This window comes from Marinoscillum sp. 108, from assembly GCF_902506655.1.
GTDB lineage: Bacteria > Bacteroidota > Bacteroidia > Cytophagales > Cyclobacteriaceae > Marinoscillum > Marinoscillum luteum.
Genome location: NZ_LR734808.1, coordinates 2,793,113 through 2,816,532 on the forward strand (window position 1 = coordinate 2,793,113; position 23,420 = coordinate 2,816,532).

The 23,420-nt window shown below is 47.0% G+C and carries 16 protein-coding genes; 13 read left to right on the top strand and 3 right to left on the bottom strand.

Annotated elements, in window-relative coordinates; all coding sequences use genetic code 11:
- The first annotated feature begins 116 nt into the window (after positions 1–116).
- The 7 genes from GV030_RS11190 (at position 117) to GV030_RS11220 (ending at position 15,042) form a co-directional block, all read left to right on the top strand.
- Positions 117–2,120: a glycosyl hydrolase 53 family protein gene (locus GV030_RS11190; protein WP_159582394.1), complete on the top strand. Its 2,004-nt coding sequence runs from the start codon at positions 117–119 to the stop codon at positions 2,118–2,120.
- Positions 2,121–2,458: 338 nt separating this feature from the next.
- A complete protein-coding gene (locus GV030_RS11195) occupies positions 2,459–5,452 on the top strand; it encodes a TonB-dependent receptor (protein WP_159582395.1) in 2,994 nt (997 codons plus the stop codon).
- 17 nt (positions 5,453–5,469) lie between these two features.
- The gene (locus GV030_RS11200) at positions 5,470–7,026 is read left to right on the top strand and encodes a RagB/SusD family nutrient uptake outer membrane protein (protein ID WP_159582396.1); all 1,557 of its coding nucleotides are present in this window, start codon (positions 5,470–5,472) and stop codon (positions 7,024–7,026) included.
- A gap of 17 nt (positions 7,027–7,043) precedes the next feature.
- The gene (locus GV030_RS11205) at positions 7,044–8,759 is read left to right on the top strand and encodes a SusE domain-containing protein (protein WP_159582397.1); all 1,716 of its coding nucleotides are present in this window, start codon (positions 7,044–7,046) and stop codon (positions 8,757–8,759) included.
- 73 nt (positions 8,760–8,832) lie between these two features.
- A complete protein-coding gene (locus tag GV030_RS11210) occupies positions 8,833–10,032 on the top strand; it encodes a glycosyl hydrolase 53 family protein (RefSeq protein ID WP_221413333.1) in 1,200 nt (399 codons plus the stop codon).
- Positions 10,025–12,478: a beta-galactosidase GalA gene (gene galA, locus GV030_RS11215; RefSeq protein ID WP_159582399.1), complete on the top strand. Its 2,454-nt coding sequence runs from the start codon at positions 10,025–10,027 to the stop codon at positions 12,476–12,478. The genes GV030_RS11210 and galA overlap by 8 nt, the downstream gene beginning before the upstream one ends.
- On the top strand, positions 12,475–15,042 hold the full coding sequence (locus tag GV030_RS11220; RefSeq protein WP_159582400.1) for a cellulase family glycosylhydrolase: 2,568 nt from the start codon (positions 12,475–12,477) through the stop codon (positions 15,040–15,042). Before galA ends, GV030_RS11220 begins: the two co-directional genes overlap by 4 nt.
- A gap of 2 nt (positions 15,043–15,044) precedes the next feature.
- Here the strand turns inward: GV030_RS11220 and GV030_RS11225 are convergent, their stop codons facing one another.
- From GV030_RS11225 to mltG, 3 genes are read right to left on the bottom strand one after another with little or no spacing between them, the layout of a single operon-like run.
- Positions 15,045–16,001 carry a YihY/virulence factor BrkB family protein gene (locus GV030_RS11225; RefSeq protein WP_159582401.1) on the bottom strand — a complete coding sequence of 319 codons (957 nt, stop codon included), beginning with the start codon at positions 15,999–16,001 and terminating at the stop codon, positions 15,045–15,047.
- Complete coding sequence (locus GV030_RS11230; RefSeq protein ID WP_159582402.1) at positions 15,998–16,405, bottom strand: thioesterase family protein; 408 nt, start codon at positions 16,403–16,405, stop codon at positions 15,998–16,000. Before GV030_RS11230 ends, GV030_RS11225 begins: the two co-directional genes overlap by 4 nt.
- Before the next feature lie 2 nt (positions 16,406–16,407).
- Positions 16,408–17,442 (bottom strand): endolytic transglycosylase MltG, encoded by a 1,035-nt coding sequence (gene mltG / locus GV030_RS11235; protein WP_159582403.1) that lies wholly within the window; start codon positions 17,440–17,442, stop codon positions 16,408–16,410.
- Positions 17,443–17,554: 112 nt separating this feature from the next.
- On the opposite strand from mltG, the gene GV030_RS11240 reads away from it, so the two are divergent.
- The 6 genes from GV030_RS11240 (at position 17,555) to GV030_RS11265 (ending at position 23,419) form a co-directional block, all read left to right on the top strand.
- Positions 17,555–18,184 carry an L-threonylcarbamoyladenylate synthase gene (locus GV030_RS11240; RefSeq protein WP_159582404.1) on the top strand — a complete coding sequence of 210 codons (630 nt, stop codon included), beginning with the start codon at positions 17,555–17,557 and terminating at the stop codon, positions 18,182–18,184.
- Positions 18,185–18,823, top strand: a complete 639-nt coding sequence (locus tag GV030_RS11245; RefSeq protein WP_159582405.1) for a WbqC family protein — start codon at positions 18,185–18,187, stop codon at positions 18,821–18,823.
- A 93-nt stretch (positions 18,824–18,916) separates the two neighbouring features.
- Positions 18,917–21,472 (top strand): ATP-dependent Clp protease ATP-binding subunit, encoded by a 2,556-nt coding sequence (locus GV030_RS11250; RefSeq protein WP_159582406.1) that lies wholly within the window; start codon positions 18,917–18,919, stop codon positions 21,470–21,472.
- A 516-nt stretch (positions 21,473–21,988) separates the two neighbouring features.
- Complete coding sequence (locus tag GV030_RS11255; RefSeq protein ID WP_159582407.1) at positions 21,989–22,561, top strand: hypothetical protein; 573 nt, start codon at positions 21,989–21,991, stop codon at positions 22,559–22,561.
- A complete protein-coding gene (locus GV030_RS11260; protein WP_159582408.1) occupies positions 22,558–22,845 on the top strand; it encodes a transcriptional regulator in 288 nt (95 codons plus the stop codon). The genes GV030_RS11255 and GV030_RS11260 overlap by 4 nt, the downstream gene beginning before the upstream one ends.
- Before the next feature lie 40 nt (positions 22,846–22,885).
- The gene (locus GV030_RS11265; protein WP_159582409.1) at positions 22,886–23,419 is read left to right on the top strand and encodes a hypothetical protein; all 534 of its coding nucleotides are present in this window, start codon (positions 22,886–22,888) and stop codon (positions 23,417–23,419) included.
- Position 23,420 lies beyond the last annotated feature (1 nt).

Consider the following 23,420-nt stretch of genomic DNA (forward strand, 5'->3'; position numbering starts at 1 on the left):
TTAAAATGATGGTCGAAATTTAATGGTATTTGCAAGATGGTTGTCCAGGCGTGATAGGTGATCAGGATAATTTTATTCCCATCAATTCTATACTATAAACCAAACAACCAAAGACCATGAAAACAAGTTTTACAACTTTACTAGCAATCCTGATCTATTTGAGTGTGAATGCTCAGACCTTTTACAAAGGTGTGGATCTTTCGTATGTCAATCAAATGGAAGACTGTGGGGCGATCTACTATGATGGGGGCACTGCCGGAGATCCCTTTCAGATCATGGCGGACCATGGAGCGAATATTGTCCGAGTTCGCTTATGGCACACTCCCGAAGCATGGACAGCTTTTCCTTCCTCATATTCTGGCTATAACGACGTGGTGACTACCATCACCCGAGCCAGGTCCAGGGGTATGAGCGTGCTCCTGGATTTTCACTATTCCGATACCTGGGTGGATCCGGGTAAACAGGCGATCCCTTCTGCCTGGGCTTCACTGGTCAACAATACCCCTGCGCTGGAAACCAAAATGTATGATTATACTTATCAGGTATTGAGTGACCTGGATCAGCTCGGTCTCATGCCGGAATTTGTGCAGGTAGGAAATGAAACGAATGGGAGTATGTTGTTTCCGGAAGGCGCCAACATCTATCCTATAGATTGGAACAGGCAAAGTGCCATCATCAATGCCGGGATAGCCGGGGTGCGTGCTGCCGGTAATAATTCTACAATCCAACCCAAGGTGGTACTCCACATCGCCAACCCTGTGCACGGTGATGGCTGGTTTGGGTCAGCAGTCGCCAATGGTGTTACAGATTTTGACATTATGGGATTCTCGCTTTATCCGGAATGGCATGGTGGTAATATCGGACAGACGGGAGACATAGTAGAGTACCTGCGCACCACTTACAACAAGGATGTGATGCTGGTAGAAGTAGGCCTGCCCTGGACAGATGCTTCTAACGATGCTGCTGGCAATATACTGAGTCAGATGCCAAGTGGCTATGGAGTGCCCAGCCCGGCCGCTCAGAGAAATTGGCTGGTGGATATCACCACTGAAGTGCATAACAGAGGTGGAATAGGAGTCATCTACTGGGAGCCGGCGTGGGTATCCACTGGCTGCGATACAGAGTGGGGTACAGGATCACACTATGAGAATGCCACGTTCTTTAATTTCAATAATGAGTTGATAACCGATGGAGGGGTGCAGTTTTTGGAGCAGAGTTATGGAGCCGGAGTGAACAATGTGACGTTCTCAGTAGATATGACCGGAGTAACAGGTGCCAATGGCGCTTATGTGACTGGGAACTTTACAGGCAGTGGCAGCTGGCAGATCATCCCGATGGTGAATGAAGGAGGAAATATCTACACCTATTCCACTTCTATACCAGTGGGTACCACCGGAGCCTATTATTTTTTAAAGAGCAATACATGGGGTGATCGGGAGACCGTACCTGCTGAGTGTGCTTTGCAATGGGGGACTGATCGGGAGTATACCATTCAGGCAGGTCAGAATGTGTTGGCTTTCCCATGGGGAAGTTGCACCCCAATGACTGAACGAACTGTTACTTTTCGGGTGGATATGACGGGAGTGAATGGAGCTCAGGGTGCCTATGTGACTGGAGACTTCACGGGTGCCAATTGGCAGATACTGAGCATGACCCATGAGGGAAACAACATCTACTCCTACACCACCACGATGGAAGAGGGTGCCACCGGGGGTTATTACTTCCTCAAACGAAATAAATGGAGCTTTAGGGAAACAGTCCCTTCAGAATGCGCTTTGGCTTATGGCACAGACCGACAGTATACCATTACTGGTACCAACAATACATTTGCATTTGGGTGGGAAAGCTGTGACCAGGCATCAGCCAGAGTGGTGACTGCTATTGGGCTTCCATCAGAAGGTCAGGAACTCAGCGTATATCCCAATCCGGTGGCGGATGTTCTCTATTTGGAAAACAGCAGTTATCGGCAGTATAGTCTTATGAATTTAAGTGGTGCCACTTTACTTTCAGGTACCTTGAGCAGGACTGATCAGATCAGTATGGATGGCTTGCCCAAGGGAATTTATATCCTGCGGCTGACAGGTGCAGGCACTGAGGTCATTAGAGTTGTTAAAGAGTAAGTGCCTTAAATTGGAGTGTTCAAAGAGCCAGGTGAATTGTTCATCTGGCTTTTTTTTAGTTCGTTACGCCCATGTTATTGAATACACCGAGTTGGTCTGCAGATGACAAAATGATTAAACCATTTCAAAATTGAATTTTCCAGTTTTCGAGTGATACATTGTCAATGTATCACCGGCGAAACTTATCCAGATCGCTCTAATTATAGATTATTCAATGGGATGTATGGAAAGTGCTAGTTTTTGTAAGATGATTTTTCCTGCGTCACTAGCCCTCCATCTAAATTTATCGAATCGAAATCAATCTAAAACTGAAAACATTCTTACCTAATTGATGGCCTATGAAAAAGTATACACTTCTAATTATTGTTACACTGGTGAGTTGCGCCACACTCTGGGCCCAGCAGTCAGTCTCCGGGCAGGTGAAAGATGCCGATGAGGGATTTGGCCTGCCAGGGGTGACAGTGCTGGAAAAAGGGACTAATAATGGAACGATCACGGATGTTGATGGCTATTATACAATCACGGTGGCAGAGGGTGCCGTCCTTACCTTTTCATTTGTGGGGTACCAAACCCCGGAAGTAGCAGTAGGTAATCGCACAAACATTAGTGTGAATATGGAGACTGACCTTACTGAGCTTTCGGAAATTGTGGTGATCGGATACGGTCAGGTTCAGAAGTCTGATCTTACAGGGGCTGTGGCTTCTGTGCAAGCCAAAGACTTCAATAAGGGCGTACTTACTTCCCCACAGGATTTGCTTGTTGGGCGTATCGCAGGTGTGCAGGTGACTACCAACAGCGGAGCACCGGGTAGTGCTGCTACCATCCGGATCAGGGGCGGGTCCTCATTGAGCGCCAGCAATGATCCGCTGATCGTGATCGATGGGTTTCCGGTGGATAATACCACCATTAGCGGACTTTCAAATCCGCTCTCCACCATCAACCCAAGCGACATTGAGTCCTTTACTGTACTAAAAGATGCTTCTGCTACAGCCATCTACGGGGCCAGGGCTTCCAACGGGGTGATCATCGTCACTACCAAAAAGGGCCAGAGCGGAAAACCGAAGTTTAGTGTGAGCAGTCGCACCTCGGTCAGCACACCTATCGCCTATGTGGATGTACTTGATGGAGATGAGTATCGCACACTGGTGAATGATCTTCATGAGGAAGGCTTCAGTGGGATCAACGATGCTGCACTTAATAGATTAGGCACAGAAAATACAAACTGGCAGAAAGAAATCTATCAAACTGCGATCTCTCAGGATGTGAATGTGAATGCTTCAGGAGCAATCAAGGATATCCCTTTTCGGGTATCCTATGGGTATACGGATCAGGAGGGTATTCTGAAAACGACGTACATGAAACGCCACTCTATCTCGGTGAATACGAATCCTTCGTTTTTCAACGACCAACTGAAAGTAAACCTGAATGTGAAGGAAACACTGGCCAACACGGGATTTGGAGATCAGGGTGCTGTGGGTGCGGCAGTCAATTTTGACCCGACTCAGTCTGTCTATGCGGATAATACCAAATATGGGGGATACTTCGCCTGGACTACAGAAAACCTGCCCGATGGCACTATGGATCCTGATGGTCCGGCCAATACCTTCAGCAGTAACCCTGTGGCACTCTTAAAGCTCCGGAACAATGTCGCAGATGTCAACCGACTGATCGGGAATATTCAGTTTGACTATACCCTGCCTTTTTTGCCTGGGCTCAGTGCCAACCTGAACCTCGGGATGGACAGATCCAATACAGATGGCATTGATGATGCCCTGCCGGGCTCCACGTGGACCTACCGCGACTACACGGGGGAAAATGGGCGCTTGTTGGATTATGATGCCACCAATTCTTCTGAACTCCTGGATTTTTACCTGAAGTATAAAAAGGACTTTACGGATCATCAACTGGAATTGACTGGTGGATATTCATACCAGCATTTTCAGCGGGAAGGATCCACGTTTAATAGAAACGGAGATCAAACCCAGGTGGTAGAAGATTCACGATATATCAATGAAAATTTTCTGATCTCCTTTTTTGGTCGGTTGAACTACATTTTCAAGAATAAATACCTGTTGACTGCTACATTGAGAAATGACGGATCTTCCCGATTCACAGGAGAAAATCGTTGGGGACTGTTTCCTGCTTTGGCAGCTGGCTGGAAAATCAGCGAAGAAGGTTTCATGTCTGCTGTTCCTGTAGTGTCCAATCTGAAACTGCGCCTGGGCTATGGTGTTACCGGCCAGCAGGATGTTACTTCCAATCAGTATCCGGCGCTTCCTATTTATCGCGAAAGTATTGGTGGAGCTTCCTATCAGTTTGGGGACACTTTCGTGAATACACTCCGGCCGGATCCTTATGATGCCAACATCAAATGGGAAGAGACTACTACCTACAACGTGGGTGTGGATTATGGCTTCTTTGATGACCGGGTTTACGGGTCGGTAGAACTTTACAAGAGAGAAACCAGAGACCTGATCAACAACATTCCGATTGCGGCCGGTAGCAACTTTTCAAACTTCCTGATTACCAATGTGGGGAATTTGGAAAACGAAGGAGTGGAAGTGACTCTGAATGTACGCCCTGTACTGAAGCCTGATTTTACATGGAATATAGGTGTAAACTTTACTCACAATACCAACCAGATCACCAAACTCACCAAAACGGACGATCCTGATTATCAGGGAGTGGCTGTAGGTGCGATCAGTGGGGGTGTGGGCAATATGATCCAGATCCACACCGTTGGCTACCCTGCCAACTCCTTTTACGTCTTTCAGCAGGTATATGGGACAGATGGACAGCCGTTGGAAGGACTCTATGTGAACCGAACAGGGGAAACAGGTGCAGTCACCAGCAATGAGCTCAACAAATACCATTATTACAGCCCGGCTCCTGAGGTACTGATGGGATTCAATTCCCGTGTGGCTTACAAGCAATTTGATTTTTCATTCTCCAGCAGATTGAGTCTGAATAATTACGTCTATAACAATCTGCAGTCCGGAGGGGTGCTGAGCGGGCTTTATACCACTTCAGGTGGGGGATATTTCAATAACATCACTGCCTCTGCGGCGAATCGGGGATTTACCAATCCGCAGTATTGGTCAGACACCTTTGTGGAGAATGCCTCGTTTTTCAAAATGGATAACATAAGCCTTGGCTACAGCCTGGATAAGCTTTTCACGGATGCGATTAAGCTGCATGTGAGCTTAACGGTACAAAACGCATTCATCATTACCAACTATGATGGTCTGGATCCTGAAGTGAGCGGCGGAATAGACAGTAACATCTATCCGCGCCCACGTACATTTCTTCTGGGTCTAAATCTGAGTTTTTAATCTAAAGCATTTACGAAATGATGAAATCATATCATAAAATATCAATACTTGCCCTGCTCACGATCATGATGTCGGGCTGTTTAGGTGATCTGGAAGTGGAGCCGATAGATTCCAATCTGATCACATCTGCCAATGTGTACAAGACCACTGCTGACTATAAGAAAGGTCTGGCAAAACTTTATGCAACGTTTGCCCTCAGTGGTCAGCAGGGTCCTGCAGGCCAGCCGGACATTGCCGGAATTGACGAGGGATTCGGTAACTACCTGCGTCAGTACTGGAACTGCCAGGAATTAACCACCGAAGAGGCCGTGATCTCCTGGAATGATGCCACGATCAAAGACTTCCATGCTCAGACCTGGTCTCCCACTGATGTATTCATAGGGGCCATTTATTCCAGAATCATGTATACCGTGGCGCTGAGCAATGAGTTCATCAGGGCTACTGATGGTAATTCCGATCCTGATATTAGCAAATTTCATGCTGAGGCCAGGTTTCTACGGGCACTGGCATATAGTCATGCGATAGATATGTTCGGCAACCCTTCATTTGTTACCGAAGCAGATTTGCCTGGGGCTTTCTTTCCGGAGCAGATTTCCAGAGCAGATTTGTTTGCTTATGTAGAGTCTGAGCTGATCGCCATAGAGTCTGATTTGGGAGCTCCAAAGTTTGAATATGGGCGTGCCGATAAGGCAGCGGCCTGGATGCTACTGGCCAAACTGTACCTCAATGCCGAGGTGTACATAGGCCAGCCTAAATACACCGAAGCAATCGCGGTATTAGATAAAGTACTGGCAGGACCTTACTCCATATCCACAGAATACCTTCAAAATTTCGTGGCGGATAATAATACGAGCCCGGAGCTCATTTTTCCAATTACATATGATGGCAATAACACCCAGTCGTTTGGGGGAATGGTCTATCTCATACATGCACAGATAGGTGGGACTATGTCAGCTTCGGAGATGTTTGGCACAGGAGATGCCTGGGCGGGACTCCGAACTACCTCAGCCTTGGTCAATAAATTTGATCTGGACAATGACACCCGGGCCCTGTTTTGGACTGATGGCCAATCTCTGGAAATCAACGACATAGGAGTGTTTTCAGATGGGTATGCCATTACCAAATTTCGAAACCGGAAATTGGATGGCAGTCTCTCAGAGTCCAACCACAATGTGCACGTAGATACTGACTGGCCTATGTTCAGACTGGCTGATGCCAACCTGATGTATGCTGAAGCAGTACTCCGGGGGGGCACCGGGGGCTCAAGAGCAGAAGCGCTTAGCCTTGTGAATGAGTTGAGAGAGAGAGCTTATGGGGACGCCTCAGGCAACATCACTGATGCCGAATTGACCCTCGATTTTATTCTGGATGAGCGGGCTCGAGAGTTGTTCTGGGAAGGTCACAGAAGAACAGATCTGGTTCGGTTTGGCGTATTTACCGGAGGCAGTTACTTGTGGCCATGGAAAGGCAATGTAAAGGAAGGCAGAGCCACTGAGACACACCGTGACTTGTTTCCGATCCCATCAGCGGAGTTAGGGGCCAATCCGAATCTTGAACAAAATGATGACTACTGATCTAAACTGAGAAAATCATGAAAAATATTAAATTATTAGTCGCTTTTCTCATGGTCTTCATGGGCCTCACTGCTTGTGAAGAGGAGATGGAGAAGGCGATGATCAAGCAGGAGATTACTGCCAATTCGCTCAATGAAATGTCTTCGGCAGACTATACCCTCACTTTCGAATCCAGGAGTGAAGTGTTTGAGGAGTTTGCCTGGACAGCACCCGATTTCGGGTTTGAGGCTTCTATCACTTATACACTCCAGATGGATACCGCAGGTGGAAGTTTTGCGAAGCCTTTTAGCTTCCCTACTACCCAGGCACTCACCGTATCACCTACGGTCAATGCCGTGAATGCGGCCCTGTTGGGTATGGGGCTGGATCCGGATGTTGCTGCTGAAGTTCAGTTCAGAGTGATGTCCAGTGTCAATCCAAATGTGGCTCCTGTTTATACCAATGTGGTATCAGCAAATGTTACACCCTATTTGGCCACGTTTCCTCCTATCTATATCATAGGAGATGCCCAGGGATGGAATCTGGGTAATGCGCTCGAGGTTACCAGCACAGGTCCCGGCACATACGAGGCTGTCGGTTTATTTCAGGCGGATGGCAAATTTCGATTTTTTGCTACGCCCTCCTGGGATGCTGAGCAGTGGGGCTGGAGCTTTTTTGAAGGGGGTACTGTAGCCAGTGAGTTGGCCAGTGGAGAAGATGGGGACTCAAATTTTCTATTCGGAGGAGCCACTGGTGTTTACAAAATATCGGTCAACCTTAACGCGAAAACCATTACCCTGGAAGAAGGTGAATTACCCACACTCTTTGTGATAGGAGATGCTCAGGGCTGGAATCTACAGGCGGCACTGGAACTTACCTTTCTTGGCGGTGGTAAGTTTGAAGGCACAGGTACTTTTCAGGATGGCGGGTATTTCCGTTTCTTCGAAAAAGCAGACTGGGCAGCCACCCAGTATGGGTATAGCTACTTTGATGGGGGTACCATACCGGCAGAATTCACCGATGGAGGTGATGGCGATTCCAACTTTATTTTTGCGGGCTCTACCGGCGAGTACACTGTCTCCGTGGATTTGAATAGTAAAGAGATTAGCCTGGAAGTCGCTACACAGTATCCAGCGGCCCTATATCTGGTAGGTGATGATCAGGGGTGGTCATTTGCTAATTCGCCTACTTTCACCAATTTGGGTGGTGGTGTGTACGAAGCTGAGGGCGTAAACTTTACCAAGGAATCTACTTTCAGATTTTTTGAAGAAGCTGACAACTGGTCAGATGATTTTGGTGCAGGATTCTTCACAGGTGGGATAGATGATGAACTCGCGGCAGTTGGCGATAATGATGACAACTTCTCGTTCGTAGGAGAAAGTGGTCTATACACGATTACGGTCTCTTTAAGTGATATGAGCATTGTGGTAGAGCCTTATTCTGCTTATCCTTCTTCACTCTATCTGGTGGGCGATGACCAGAGCTGGACCTTTGCCAATTCACCCGTATTTAGCTCATCTACTCCAGGTGTATTCGAAGCGACTGGCGTGACTTTCACGAACGGGTCTACTTTCAGGTTTTTTGAGGAGCTGGATAATTGGAGTGATGATTTCAGGTATGCCTACTTCACAGAGGTGTCATCGGATCTGGAAGCAGCAGGCGATAATGATGATAACTTCAAATTTATTGGGACAGACGGGGCTTTCAATATCACAGTAGACCTCACCACCAAATCAGTTCAATTATCACAGTAAAGAATTACCGAGCCACTCCGGAGTGGCTCGGTAATCATGAGATTAAATTAGTATGAATACAAACAGATTAGCCATGCTCAGTATTATCTTCTCTTTCATCGCATTGGTCAGTTGCAATACCGATGACCCACGGCGTGGCGTTGATCCCGATCCGGAAAACAAGGATTCGGTGATCGTTGAACAGTTTTATTTTGGAGCTGACCTCTCATATGTTAACCAAATATTGGACCATGGAGGCCAATACCGTGATGTAGGTGAGGTGCGCGATCCATACAAAATCTTCAAAGATCACGGCGCTAATCTGGCCAGATTTCGCCTTTGGCACAATCCACAATGGACTCGGGAGGTCTATGGAGATGCAGGCACGCAGCTGTACAATGACCTTTACGATGTAGAAAAATCAATTCGTCAGGCCAAAGCACAGGGCATGGAAGTGTTGCTTGATTTTCATTACTCAGATACCTGGGCCGATCCGGGAAGCCAGCGGGTACCTGCTGCCTGGCGGGGGATTACGGATATTGATGTGCTGGCTGACTCTGTGTATGACTACACGCTAAAAACCCTGAACTATCTGAATCAAAAAGGGCTCATGCCCGAGTTGGTTCAGATTGGGAATGAGACCAACTGTGGGATGATGCTCACGGGTGGTGTGGATGGCTTCCCCGCATGCAATGTATGTGATGGCAACTGGGCCAATATGGGCGCAGTGCTCAACAGTGGTATACGGGCCGTGCGTGCTGTGTCTGTCGATTCGGACATCAAAACCAAAGTGATGCTGCATGTGGCCGATCCGGTCAATGTGGACTGGTGGTTCGAACAGGCTACTTCCGAAGGAGGAGTTACTGATTTTGAATTTATCGGATTTTCCTATTACCCCATATGGCATACGGGCATCTCGCTCGACCGCCTTCAGGAAACCGTGGCTGGGTTTGTGACAAAATTCAAACGTGAAGTGGTCATACTGGAAACCGCCTACCCATGGACGGTACAGGGTAATGACAATTATAACAACCTGTTCGGAGGAGAGTCGCCCCTGCCTGGCTACCCTTATACGCAAGATGGACAGCTGAGCCTGATGAAAGCAATCACTCAAAAGTTAGTAAGCGCCGGTGCATCGGGAGTCATTTATTGGGAGCCAGCATGGATAAGCTCTGATATGAAAGATAAATGGGGTACAGGCTCTTCATGGGAAAACAATGCTTTTTTTGATTTCGATGGCAATACCATACCGACCATCGACTATATGAACTACGAATATGACACTAATGACTAAAGGGTGTACTAAAATATACTTCTTCATATTTCTGTTGACGATATCTTCTGAGCTCCTGGCTCAGAGGTCGTCACGGGAGCGAATTAATATTGATACTGACTGGCGGTTTGCACTTGGCCATGCGGCCGACCCGGCACAGGATTTTAATTTTAAAGTCGCCAATATTTTCTCTAAAACCGGAAAGGCCGAGGACACTCCCATCAGTCCCAAATTCAATGATAGTACCTGGCGTCAGTTGGATCTGCCACATGACTGGGCGGTGGAGCTGCCGTTTGAGAATGTGGACAATTTTGACCTGATGGCGCATGGCTACCGGCCTGTAGGGGGGCTGTTTCCAGAAAACAGTGTGGGTTGGTACAGAAGGAATCTTGAACTCACTAAAGCAGATTCCGGCCGAAGATTAGCAGTTACTTTCGATGGTGTTTTCCGGGATGCCATGGTTTGGATCAATGGATTTTATCTGGGGAACAACGAGAGTGGCTATATGGGGGTCACCTATGATATTTCAGACTATGTGAATTTTGACGGGAACAATACATTAGTTGTTCGGGTAGACGCCACACAGGCGGAAGGGTGGTTTTATGAAGGCGCCGGAATTTATCGGCATGTATGGCTTCAGAAATATGACAACTTGCACATTGCAGAAGGAGGCCAGTTTGTATATGCTGAGGTAAAGGGAAATATTGCCAAAATATTTATTGAAACAACAGTAGAAAATCAAACTTTAGCAAACGCTTCCGGGCAGGTGTCGGCATTCATTACCGACAGGGCTGGGAAGAAAGTGGGTTCAACAAAATCGGCAGAAGTGACCCTGGCACTCAATGGGCAAGCTACGGTGAAGCAGGAGATTGTACTGACCGATCCCAGGCTATGGTCTCTGGAGGATCCTTACCTCTACAGAGTCACCTCACAGGTGAGCAATGGCTCCACGGTTTTGGACCATCTCACCACCAGATTTGGGGTACGCACCATTCTGATCGATGATAAGAAAGGGCTCTCCATCAATGGAAAGTTCATCAAAGTACAGGGAGTGAATTGCCACCAGGATCATGCGGGAGTGGGGAGCGCCCTGCCTGACTACCTGCAGTATTACAGGATTCAGTTATTAAAAGAAATGGGTGTGAATGCCTACCGTGCCAGTCATAACCCACCAACACCAGAATTACTGGAGGCGTGTGATAGTCTGGGCATGCTCGTATTGGATGAGACCCGATTGCTCAATTCAAGTCCCGAACATATGGATCAATTTGAGCGACTGATCAAACGAGACAGAAACTACCCGTCCGTTTTCCTCTGGTGTATAGGAAATGAGGAAGGGTATGTGCAGACAACGAGCGTGGGAAAAAGGCTGGCGCTCACCATGCTGGCCAAGCAGCGTGAGCTGGACCCTACGAGGACAAGCACTTATGCCGCTGATTTAGCCAATGTGTTTAAGGGAATCAATGAAGTGATCCCGGTCAGGGGATTCAACTATCGGGAAAAGGGCATGGTTCCCTATCATAATGACCATCCGACTCAGCCTGTGATTGGCACGGAGATGGGGAGTACGGTGACCACACGGGGTATTTATGAAGTGGACAGTGTGAAGGGCTATGTTCCGGATCAGGATATTACCCACCCGTGGTGGGCGTCTTTGGCAGAAGACTGGTGGCCCATAGCTGCAGATAATGACTGGCTGCTGGGTGGTTTCGTCTGGACCGGTTTTGATTACAGGGGGGAACCTACCCCGTTTCAGTGGCCCAATATTAACTCCCATTTTGGGATCATGGATGTATGCGGCTTTCCCAAAAACATTTACTACTACTATCAGTCCTGGTGGACAGACAAAGATGTACTTCACATTTCTCCTCACTGGAACTGGGCTGGAAAAGAGGGAGAAATCATAGATGTATGGGTGAATTCCAACGCGGATGAAGTGGAACTTTTCCTCAATGGGAAAACCCTTGGAAAGAAAGTGATGCCCCGAAATAGTCATCTGCAGTGGCAGGTAGCCTATGAGCCCGGAAGCCTGAAGGCCATAGCAACCAAGAACGGACGGACGTATGAGACTGTGATGGAAACAACGGGTGAGGCTCATCAGATTGTACTCACTCCCGATCGGAATATCGTCACCGCAGATGGTAAAGATGCTACGGTGGTGAATGTGACTGTGTTGGATAATAAAGGCAGAGAGGTGCCTACCGCAAATCATTTGGTTGCCTTCTCACTGGAGGGCGATGCCTCGATCATTGGGGTTGGCAATGGAGACCCCTCTTCTCACGAACCCGACAAAATGGGCGTGGGAGATTACAGACGGTCACTCTTCAATGGGAAATGTCAGATGATCCTACAGGCGGGAAATGATCCCGGTAAGGTGATGGTCAATGCCACATCTGCAGGCCTTAAGTCTGCCACCGTCTCAATTCAATTAGTCAAAACTAACAACAATTTACTAGGTAAGCGATGATCAAATCTGTGGTATTAAGTCTGGCCCTAACCCTGGGCCTTGGGATAAGTGCGTCCAATGCGCAGAACAAGAATGTGTATGTGGATGATTCGGGGATCATGCGCTGGGGAGATAGTGATAAAGAAGTTCAGGGCTTCGGGGTGAACTATACAGTGCCATTTGCCCATGCTTACCGGTCAGCAGAAAAACTCGGCGTGGATAAGAAGGAAGCGATAGATAACGACGTTTATCATTTTGCCCGGCTGGGATTTGATGGCTATCGGATCCATGTTTGGGATACTGAGATCAGCGATTCTCTGGGCAATCTTTTGGAGAATGACCACCTGGATTTGTTTGATTATATGGTCAAGAAGATGGAAGATCGGGGGATGAAGATGTTAATCACTCCCATTGCTTTTTGGGATAACGGCTGGCCTGAGCCAGGCGAGGATACTCCGGGTTTTTCCAATAAGTACGGCAAAAATGCCTGCCTGACTAACGAGGACGCCATCGCCGCACAGGAGAACTATCTTTATCAGTTTTTGAACCATACAAATCCCTACACAGGCCTGGCTTACAAAAATGATCCGGCAGTTGTAGCATTTGAGATTAGTAATGAACCACATCATAGGCAGGAGGCCGACTCTGTCACACGCTATATCAAAAAGATGGTGACTTCCATGCGCAACACGGGATGTGAGAAACCCATTTTCTACAACATTAGCCATAGTATTCACCTGGTCAACGCGTATTTTGATGCCGGAGTACAGGGGGGCACTTTCCAGTGGTACCCGACAGGTTTGGGTGCAGGAGAGGAGTTGGAAGGTAATTTTCTGCCCAATGTAGATCTTTATGAAATTCCCTTTGCCAAAAATTCAAAATTCAAAAAAGCGGCTAAAGTGGTGTATGAATTTGATGCTGCAGATGTCGGGCGTTCTTACATCTACCCGGCTATGGCCCGGAGTTTTCGGACTGCGGGCATTCAGTGGGCGACGCATTTTGCCTACGACCCTACCTATTTGGCTTATGCCAATACCGAGTACAATACCCACTATATGAACCTGGCATTTACCCCACAAAAGGCACTGAGCCTGAAGTTGGCAGGGGAAGTGTTTCACAGAGTGCCGGTATACAAAGACTTTGGCGCGTATCCGGAAAACACACAGTTTGATGGGTTTAGGGTAAGCTATGAGGAGGACCTGGCAGAGCTGTTGACAGAGAAGAAATTCATTTATACCAACACGACTAAATCGATACCTCCTTCACCGACCAGGTTAAATGAAGTGGCGGGGTATGGAAATTCAAGTGTGGTTGAGTATGCAGGAGCCGGAGCCTATTTTCTGGATCAACTTGAAAAAGGGGTGTGGAGACTGGAAGTGATGCCGGATGCTGTTTGGGTGGAGGATCCTTTTGGTAAAAATAGCCTCCAGAGAAAGCTTGGAGAAATTCGTTGGGGGGAGTGGCCCATGACCATAGATCTTCCGGATCTTGGAGCGGACTTTGTCCTGAAGCCTATCAATGAAGGGAATGGCTGGAGGCCGGCAGTAGCCGGAAAGCGATTTATCATCAAACCGGGCACCTATCTGATCGCTCGCAGTGGGGTGAAAACGAAGCTACAAGGTGTTGAGAAATGGAAAAACATCACCCTGAATGAATTTTCGGCACCAATGAGTACATTGGAAAAACAGTATGTGCTTCATGAACCCGCTGCGCAAATCTCACAAGGTTCACCCTATGAAATCAGCGCTACTATTTTGGCTCCATCTCAGCCAGAGAGGGTTGAGGTTTTGGCCTATATCGGATGGCGACCCAAAACCTATGTGATGGAAAATAACGGGTATTCATATATGGCCACAATTCCTGCGGAAGACATCAAAGCAGGATTCTTTAGCTACTTCATTACCGTGAAGGGGCAGTTGGGTACTCAAACCTATCCCGGAGCGGTCACCGGTTTGCCCGGTGATTGGGATTTTGAAGATAACAATGCTTATGTGGTGAAGGTGCTATCGAATGATTCCCCTGTTTATCTTTTTGATGCCCTTGCAGACAATGATAAACTATCTCGGACATGGAGCCCTCAATCATCTTTTGTTCCGCTGGCTGAGGCAGGAAAGGCCGAGATCAGAATCAAGGTAGCCAGACTCAAGGAGGTGGACGCTGAAAATCCCAATGGCGAACAGGTAGCTGATTACAGCATGCGGTATGCCTTTAAAGAAAAGGTGAGTGGCAGAGCGGCAGATTTGGTAGGCAAAAGGGAATTGGTTTTGACAGGGAGGTCATTGACAGATGAACCTACTATAGTGCAGCTGGCGCTGGTCGCTGCGGACGGCAAGACCTACGGAGGTTTACTGGAGCTCGGTCCGAAATTGGCGGATTACAGGTTGTCCCTTGATGAGCTGAAAGAAGTGAAAATGGTCACCTTACCAAGGCCTTATCCATCCTTTCTGCCTTACTATTTTGAGGGAGCTTCAAGAGCCGCATTTGATATTCGTAAAGCCGAGGTGCTGCAGATTTCTGTTGGTCCGGGGATTCAGGAGGTGGAAAAGCCACAGGCGCTGGCCATAGTGAGTGTGAGATTGGAGTAGATTTAGTCCTTTTCCAAATCGTATACTTCTCCACTTGCGGCCCTGGACACACTAGCGTTGAACTCAAAACCAAGCAGTAGGATAAAGGACATCAGCCACTGCCATACCATCAGGGCGATGATGGCTCCAATGGAGCCATATACCTTATTGTAGGTGCCAAAATTGGCGACATAGAAAGAGAAGCCCACCGATACCAGGATACATAATATGGTAGCCAGGGACGATCCGTAGGAGAAAAATTTCCACCGGTCGTGAATGGCCGGACCCCAATAATAGATAGAGGCGATGGCCAGATAGAAGGCTATGTACACCACAATAAACCGGAGGAGCAGGATGATATAGTACAGGAAGTCTTCGGAGAGGAGTCCGGCCTCCAGCAGCCAGTCCAGCACCACTTGTCCTATGATGATAAACAGGATCGAGAAAATCAGGGCAAAGGCCAGCAAAACAGTAAGAAAGAGCGCAATAAGCCTGGTTTTGATAAAGCTCCGGTTTTCAACTGTCTTGTAGCTCATGTTGAAAGTTTGCATCAGGGAGTTGACTCCATTGGTCGCCAGAAATAGTGCAAATAGTACTCCAAAGGAGATCAGTCCCTCTCGTCTTATCTGTAAGGTGTCGTAGATGGTTTCGGCCGTAATCTCAAAGACACTTCGGGGTAAAATATCCTGTAAAAAGTGAAGAATTTCCCCCTGGCTGATGGAGGGGATATACTCGTGAATGAATGGAATCAGGGCAAAGAGAAAAATGATGGAGGGGAACAGCGACAGAGTAAAATTAAAGGCCACACCGTATGCCTTTTCGAAAAGCTGATTGTCCCCTACTTTGTCAATGAAAATGATGAGTGCGCGGTATAGTGAGGTTTTTCCACCGGATATTCTGATGCTCTTCAGGAAGCTAATCATTCTCACATACCAGCCTGTATAGCTCAGGTGCCGATGAATGATCGTTCGCTTTCTCAATGGAAGTGGGGTTGTATAAGTTTATCCATAACCTCGGGCAGTCTTACCGGTCGTCCGGTATCCATTTTGATGAAAACCAGCTCGGTCGCTCCCGTATTAATTAGTTTTCCCGCCTCATTAGTAACCTCGTAGTGAAATTTTATTCTCGCCCTTGGTCGCTCAGGGATACTCACCAGGATGGTGAGGAGGTCATCGTATTTGGCTGGCTGGTGGTAATTCACGTTCAGCGAAAGCACCGGCATCCCGATCCCCATTTCCTCCAGTTTTTTATAAGGGAAACCCAGCGAACGAAAGGCTTCTACCCTGGCTACCTCATAGTAGGTGGCATAGTTGCCGTAGTATACATACCCCATTTGGTCTGTTTCAGCATACCGCACCCTGATCTTTACTTCTTGCTGGTACATCTCTATCTGTAAATCCGCTCCATATTAAGTGCCCGCTGAAATCTCGCAGCGTTGACGTTGTGCTCTTCCAGGGTTTTTGCGAATGCATGATAACCCGAAAAATCGTCTTTTGCACAAAAATAAAGATAACGATGTTCTTCCGCATTCAAAACCGCCTCCAGAGCAGCAATAGACGGCATGTTGATCGGGCCGGGGGGTAATCCCCGATACTTGTAGGTGTTATAGGGCGATTCGAAATCCTTGTCTTTGTTGAGAATTCGTCGAATGGAGAAGTCACCGATCGCAAAAACAAGCGTGGGGTCGGCCTGGAGTTTATACCCTTTTTTCAGTCGGTTGAGATACACACCGGCAATGGTCGCCGCTTCGTCCATTTTATTGGTTTCGGCATCCACTATGGAGGCCAGGGTGGAGGCCTCTGTAGGCGTGAGACCCAATGCTGCTGCCTGGGCTATCCTGGTGTCATTCCAGTACCGGTCGTATTCTTTTTTCATCCGGTCCAATATATCCTTAGGGCTGGCTGTCCAATAGACTTCATAGGTGTTAGGCAGGAACATGCAGATGAAGGTATTGGCGTTTAGTCCATAGGCCTGAGCCACACTGTCAGACATCAGGAGAGGTGCTATATCCGCAGAGTCTATCTGGAGGGGAAAAGTGAGCTTGCTTGCCAGCTCGTCTATTTTTCGGGCGTTGTTGAAAGTCAGCTTTACGGGGGTCTGTATCCCGGCCCTTAGCATATTGATGGCTTCTGTATTGCTCATGTCTTTTTTGAACAGATACATGCCGGGTTTTATTTCCCTGTCGAATCCTTTGACCTTAGCCAGAAAACTGAAAGAGACCAGGTCATTGACAATGCGCTGATCATATAGCTTATTTTGGAGCTCCTTGAAAGTAGTACCATCTTCAATGGCAAACATCCGATCTTCCTGATCTACCAGTATATTTGGGGTATAAAGTACCTGATAGCCGTAAAATGCGAAAGACGATAGCATTACGGCAAAAACGATCATGAAAGCGGCAATAAAATTTTTCTTCTTCATCAATTAAAATGGATTCCCAAAGTGAAAAGTCTGGCAAAAATAACTAAGTTTTCTACTCGTTTGACTGATAGTGTGAGATCTGTTGATTTCTTCATCATAACCCCATAAAAATATGTCTGCAGAACTGATAAAACTCTACCCGGAAAACCCCGAGGAAAAGAAAGTCCGACACATTGTGGATGTCTTGCGCAATGGAGGACTGGTCATTTATCCCACAGATACTGTCTACGGTATCGGGTGCGATATTTTCAATAGTCGGGCGCTTGATAGGCTGAAGATGCTGAAGGGGATCAAAGGGAAAGACCTGAATCTTTCCTTTATCTGTTATGATCTGAGCCAGTTATCAGAATACGCCAGACATGTAGAAACCCCCGTTTTCAAGCTGATGAAAAAGTGTTTCCCCGGCCCCTATACATTTATTCTGGAGTCGTCCAGTAAGGTGCCCAAGATTCTGAATGCCAAGAAGAAAACCGTGGGGATCAGGGTGCCGGATAATAACATTCCAAGGGACATTGTGAAGATTTTAGGCAATCCCATCATTACCACTTCCATTCACGACGAGGATGAGATTGTGGAGTATTCCACTGATCCCAGCTTGATCTATGAGGAGTTCGAGGGGCTTGTTGATGTGATCATAGATGGAGGCCCCGGAGGCAATCAGCCAAGTACGGTGATCGATTGTACGGGTGCCGCGCCGGTGGTGATACGTCATGGTATGGGTGATATTGCGCAGTATTTGTAGATGGCAGAACTGATTATTGAACCCCATTACCTGGGCAGTCTGGAGTATTTTACTCAGCTGATAAATAGCGAGCGTGTCTTTCTGGAGGTGCACCAGCATTTCTCCAAACAAACGTTTAAGAACAGGTGCTATTTGCTCAGCACCAGAGGAGCCATGCCGTTGACCGTGCCTGGGAAATTTACCAATCGAACACCCTTCAAAGAGGTGCAGATAGCGCATGATCAGAGCTGGAAAAGAGCGCATTGGGGTGCTTTTTATTCTGCCTATGGGAAGGCTCCTTTCTTCGAATTTTTAGCGGATCATTTTAAGGACATCTGGGACAGAAAGCATCGGTTTCTTCTGGATCTCAACTTCGAAATGATGACATTGTGTCTTAAAATCTTACAAATTGACATACCGATAGAAATTACCGAAAGCTATCAAAAAAAAATAAATACCCCTCTTATCGACCTCAGGGAGCATATTGTGCCCAAAAAGCCTTTTGAAGAACGACATTTATATATACCTTCCCCGTATACTCAGATATTTGGCAGCAAATTTGTCCCTAACCTGAGCATTATTGATCTTCTGGTGAGCGAAGGCAGCAATGCTTTAGAGGTTTTAAAAAAATCTTCTTATCCGACAGGTGAACAAATCTGAAAATCAATGTGTTTCTAAAACTCATTCTTTGTGAGGTTTTGACTCACAGAAGTTTTAAATTTACTTACTAACGCACTATCATAAATCCATTTTATGGAAGCTAAATTTTCAAACAGAGTAAAGGAGGTAATCTCTCTCAGCCGTGAAGAAGCTTTGCGACTTGGGCATGATTATATCGGCACCGAGCACTTGCTTTTGGGCATGATCCGCGAGGGAGAAGGTGTTGCCGTCAGTTTGCTGAAAAAACTTGGGGTATCTCTGGAGGAGCTAAGGTCCGCCATAGAGCAGGCCACCAAGGGCACTGCCACGAGCAATGTGAAGAACCTTGCCAATATACCTTTGACCAGACAATCGGAGAAAGTACTAAAAATAACCTATCTGGAGGCCAAGATTTTCAAAAGCCAGTTGATAGGCACAGAGCATTTGCTCCTCTCTATCCTGAGAGATGAAGACAATCTGGCTACTCAGATTCTGGATAAATTTGACGTGAGCTACGACGTGGTGAAGGAGCTGCTGGAATACCAGACAGAGAATCCTTTGGCTCAGTCTGACACTGACGATGGAGATGAAGATACCGGAAAGATCTTTGGAGGATCCTCTTCATCAGGAGGCTCGGGTAGCCGCGAGTCCGGCAAGGCAGGTGGCGAGAAGTCACGAACCCCTGTGTTGGATAACTTTGGCAGAGACCTGACCAAATTGGCGGAGGACGACAAGCTGGATCCGATCGTAGGTCGGGAGAAAGAAATAGAGCGTGTAGCTCAAATCCTGAGTAGAAGAAAGAAGAACAACCCAATCCTGATTGGTGAGCCTGGGGTCGGTAAAACGGCCATCGCTGAAGGGCTGGCACTCAGAATTATTCAGAAAAAAGTTTCCAGAATCTTATTTGGAAAACGTGTGGTTACGCTCGACCTGGCATCTTTGGTGGCAGGCACCAAGTACAGAGGGCAGTTTGAAGAGCGGATGAAGGCGGTGATGAACGAAATCGAAAAGTCGCCGGACGTTATTCTCTTTATAGATGAGCTTCATACCATCGTAGGTGCTGGCGGAGCTTCCGGTTCATTGGATGCGTCCAATATGTTCAAACCGGCCCTGGCCCGTGGCGAGATACAATGCATCGGCGCCACTACGTTGGATGAGTACAGACAGTACATCGAGAAGGATGGGGCTTTGGCCCGACGTTTCCAGATGGTAATGGTGGATGCCACTACCGCAGATGAGACCATTCAGATACTCGACAACATCAAGGATAAATATCAGGATCACCATCACGTGAACTATACCCCTGAGGCAATAAAGGCGTGTGTGACCCTTTCTGACAGATACATTAGCGACAGGTACCTTCCGGACAAAGCCATTGATGTAATGGATGAGGCGGGTGCCAGGGTGCACATCAATAACATCAGTGTGCCGAAGCAGGTGATCGAGCTGGAAGAGCAGATAGAAGATATCAAAAAGGAGAAAAATCGTGTAGTGAAAAGCCAGAAGTACGAAGAGGCGGCTCAGTTGCGCGACAGAGAGAAGAAACTGCTGGCTCAGTTGGATGAGGAAAAGAACAAGTGGGAAGAGGAGACGCGTACCAAGCGCTACGAGGTGGATGAGGAAAATGTGGCAGAGGTGATCGCCATGATGACTGGTATTCCTACCAAAAGGATTGCACAGAACGAAAGCGCCAAACTTCTTAATATGAAGGAGGAGTTGAAGAAAAAAGTGATTGGCCAGGAGGATGCGATCATGAAGTTGACCAAATCCATCCAGCGAACACGAGTAGGACTGAAAGACCCTAAAAAGCCAATTGGATCATTTATTTTTCTGGGCCCTACCGGGGTAGGAAAAACCGAGATGGCCAAAGTGCTCTCCACGTTCCTGTTTGATAAAGACGATTCGCTCATCAGAATAGATATGAGTGAATACATGGAGAAATTTTCTGTATCCCGACTAGTAGGAGCACCTCCCGGATATGTGGGATATGAAGAAGGCGGCCAGCTGACTGAAAAAGTCCGCAGAAAGCCATACTCCGTGGTGTTGTTGGATGAGATAGAAAAGGCGCATCCGGATGTATTCAATATCCTGCTGCAGGTGTTGGACGATGGAATCCTTACAGACGGCCTTGGCCGCAGGGTGGATTTCAGAAATACCATCATCATCATGACGTCAAATATTGGTGTGAGGGATTTGAAGGATTTCGGCGCGGGCATTGGTTTTTCTACTTCCTCTAAGCGTGACAATGCTGAGGATGTAATGAAGTCTACCATCCAGAGCGCGTTGAAGAAAGCGTTTAGCCCTGAGTTTTTGAATAGACTGGATGACGTGATAGTGTTCAATACCCTGGAGCGTGAGCACATCCATTTGATCATAGACATCACTTTGGGTAAGCTCTTCAAGCGTGTAGTTGATCTTGGATATCATGTGGAGCTTACCAAAAAGGCGAAGGATTTTATCTCAGACAAAGGATACGATCCTCAGTATGGTGCCCGGCCACTCAATAGGGCTATTCAGAAATATCTGGAAGATCCTGTGGCTGAAGAGATCCTCAAAGGAGAAATCCAGGAGGGAGACACTTTGGTAGCTGACTGGGATGGAAAAGCTGAAGTACTGCACCTGAAACTCAAGAAGAAGAAGGTGAAGCAGGAAGACAAAGAAAAAGAGTAATTGAAGGGCCCATGAGGCCCTTTTTTTATGCACGCCTGTCATTGACTGAGTCGTTATTTCCCTCAGGAGGAGCAATTCCAGCATCAAGCAATAAAGTTGTGGGGCATCACTATATAGTTATATTTTGTAAAGCCGAATTAATTCACTGCGGATTCAGAAATGGAGGGCGCAAAGGAGGGCGGGGCATCCAAGGCAAGCGTGAATCATTTTGACTCTAACAATTCCTAAAAAACCTAAACACCATGAGTCAAAATGATTTTTTGCGTTGGTGCCTTTTCTTTTGCTTCGTTTTCTTTGGGCAAGCAAAGAAAATGAAGGGTAAGTAGCCAATCAGTTGGATAGAGTCATATGAGATATCAGATCACGGATCACTATCTTCTACAAACTCCCCACAGGAATCCCGTGTGAGTCGTTATTTCCCTCAGGAGGAGCAATTCCACCAGCGTAACGCAACCTTTTTGTGATAAACTAGTTTATATTATAAACTTAATTATCTTTACAACAAAAAGATCTGTCATGTCTGAACAAACATTAACAAACAAAGAAAGCCTGGCGCTGATCACAGAGATGATCGGACAGGCCAAAAAGAACTACCGGAAGGGTGGAAGTTTTCATTTTCTGCTCTGGGGATGGGTGGTGATGCTTGCCAACTTAGGCCACTATTATTTGGAAGGGTTTACGGACTATCCTCACCCCTATCTGGTTTGGGTGATCACTTTTCCCGCCGGGATCATCTCTGGCTTGTATGGTGCTCGTCAGAGTAAGCAGGCAACGGTAGTGAGCCATTTGGATCGTTTGTATGGTCAGGTCTGGATCGCAGCAGGAGTGGGCATAGTGATTACCTTGATATTCATGCGAAACCTTTCCTTCAATCACGGTGCTATGATCCTTTTGTTTGCTGCTATGGGTACTTATCTTTCTGGTCAAATGTTGAGGTTTAAGCCGTTAATCCTCGGAGGACTAGCCCTTGCGGTTGCAGCAGTGGTTTGCTTCAATGTTTCGGTGACAGATCAGTATCTGGTAAGCGCCATTGGTATATTTCTGGGATACATTGTTCCTGGATACCTTCTCAAGAGCAAGGAAAAATGAATGATTTCAAGCCATTAGATCCTTTATTGCATTCTCAGCTTCGACTAGCCGTGATGAGCCTTTTGCTTAGTGTCGAATCTGCCGAATTCACCTTTATTAAGGAAAAAACTCAGGCTACAGCCGGTAATTTGAGTGTGCAACTGGATAAGCTTTCAGAGGCTGGTTATATCCGGGTGGAGAAAGCTTTTAGAGGAAAAAAGCCGGTGACCACCTGCCAAATCACTGAGCAGGGAGTGGAAGCATTCGAAAGGTACGTCAATGCGCTGAAGGGCTATATAGAATAATTTTTTTAGGTATTTAGTTTATAAAATAAAGTAGTTTATCATGAAAGAAATAAGAAGATTTTTACTGATCCTATTGGGAATAGTGATCAGTCTGGTGGCTTTTACTCAGGATTTTAAGGCCATCACTCAGAAAGAGATGAAGAAAATGAGCTTTATGACAGGGGAGTGGCAAGGTGAGGGATGGGTAATGACCCCTGAAGGCATGGAGACCAGTCGTGTGAAGGAGACCATTTCTTATGACCTTGACAATACGGTTCTCAGGCTACGGGGAGTAGGTACCGCAGACAAGGACGGGGTGGAAGTCAAGGTACACGATGCGCTGGGTGTTTTGTATTTTGATCCATTTCGGCAGCAGTTCGGAATGAGCTCCTGGATCTCTAAAGGAATGCATACGGATGCCAATGTAGAATTGCTGGGTGAGGGCAGGCTCAAGTGGTGGTTTGAAGCGGGACCTGCTGGCACCATTCGATATACCCTGAAAATTGAAAATAATGTATGGGTGGAAATAGGCGAAATGTCGCAGGATGGTGAGACCTGGAGGCAGTTTTTTGAAATGAAATTAGAAAAGAAATAGC

Coding starts and splice junctions, on each gene's coding strand:
- GV030_RS11190 (WP_159582394.1), top strand. CDS start 117: ATGAAAACAAGTTTTACAACTTTACTAGCAATCCTGATCTATTTGAGT.
- GV030_RS11195 (WP_159582395.1), top strand. CDS start 2,459: ATGAAAAAGTATACACTTCTAATTATTGTTACACTGGTGAGTTGCGCC.
- GV030_RS11200 (WP_159582396.1), top strand. CDS start 5,470: ATGATGAAATCATATCATAAAATATCAATACTTGCCCTGCTCACGATC.
- GV030_RS11205 (WP_159582397.1), top strand. CDS start 7,044: ATGAAAAATATTAAATTATTAGTCGCTTTTCTCATGGTCTTCATGGGC.
- GV030_RS11210 (WP_221413333.1), top strand. CDS start 8,833: ATGCTCAGTATTATCTTCTCTTTCATCGCATTGGTCAGTTGCAATACC.
- galA (WP_159582399.1), top strand. CDS start 10,025: ATGACTAAAGGGTGTACTAAAATATACTTCTTCATATTTCTGTTGACG.
- GV030_RS11220 (WP_159582400.1), top strand. CDS start 12,475: ATGATCAAATCTGTGGTATTAAGTCTGGCCCTAACCCTGGGCCTTGGG.
- GV030_RS11230 (WP_159582402.1), bottom strand. CDS start 16,405: ATGTACCAGCAAGAAGTAAAGATCAGGGTGCGGTATGCTGAAACAGAC.
- mltG (WP_159582403.1), bottom strand. CDS start 17,442: ATGAAGAAGAAAAATTTTATTGCCGCTTTCATGATCGTTTTTGCCGTA.
- GV030_RS11240 (WP_159582404.1), top strand. CDS start 17,555: ATGTCTGCAGAACTGATAAAACTCTACCCGGAAAACCCCGAGGAAAAG.
- GV030_RS11245 (WP_159582405.1), top strand. CDS start 18,185: ATGGCAGAACTGATTATTGAACCCCATTACCTGGGCAGTCTGGAGTAT.
- GV030_RS11250 (WP_159582406.1), top strand. CDS start 18,917: ATGGAAGCTAAATTTTCAAACAGAGTAAAGGAGGTAATCTCTCTCAGC.
- GV030_RS11255 (WP_159582407.1), top strand. CDS start 21,989: ATGTCTGAACAAACATTAACAAACAAAGAAAGCCTGGCGCTGATCACA.
- GV030_RS11260 (WP_159582408.1), top strand. CDS start 22,558: ATGAATGATTTCAAGCCATTAGATCCTTTATTGCATTCTCAGCTTCGA.
- GV030_RS11265 (WP_159582409.1), top strand. CDS start 22,886: ATGAAAGAAATAAGAAGATTTTTACTGATCCTATTGGGAATAGTGATC.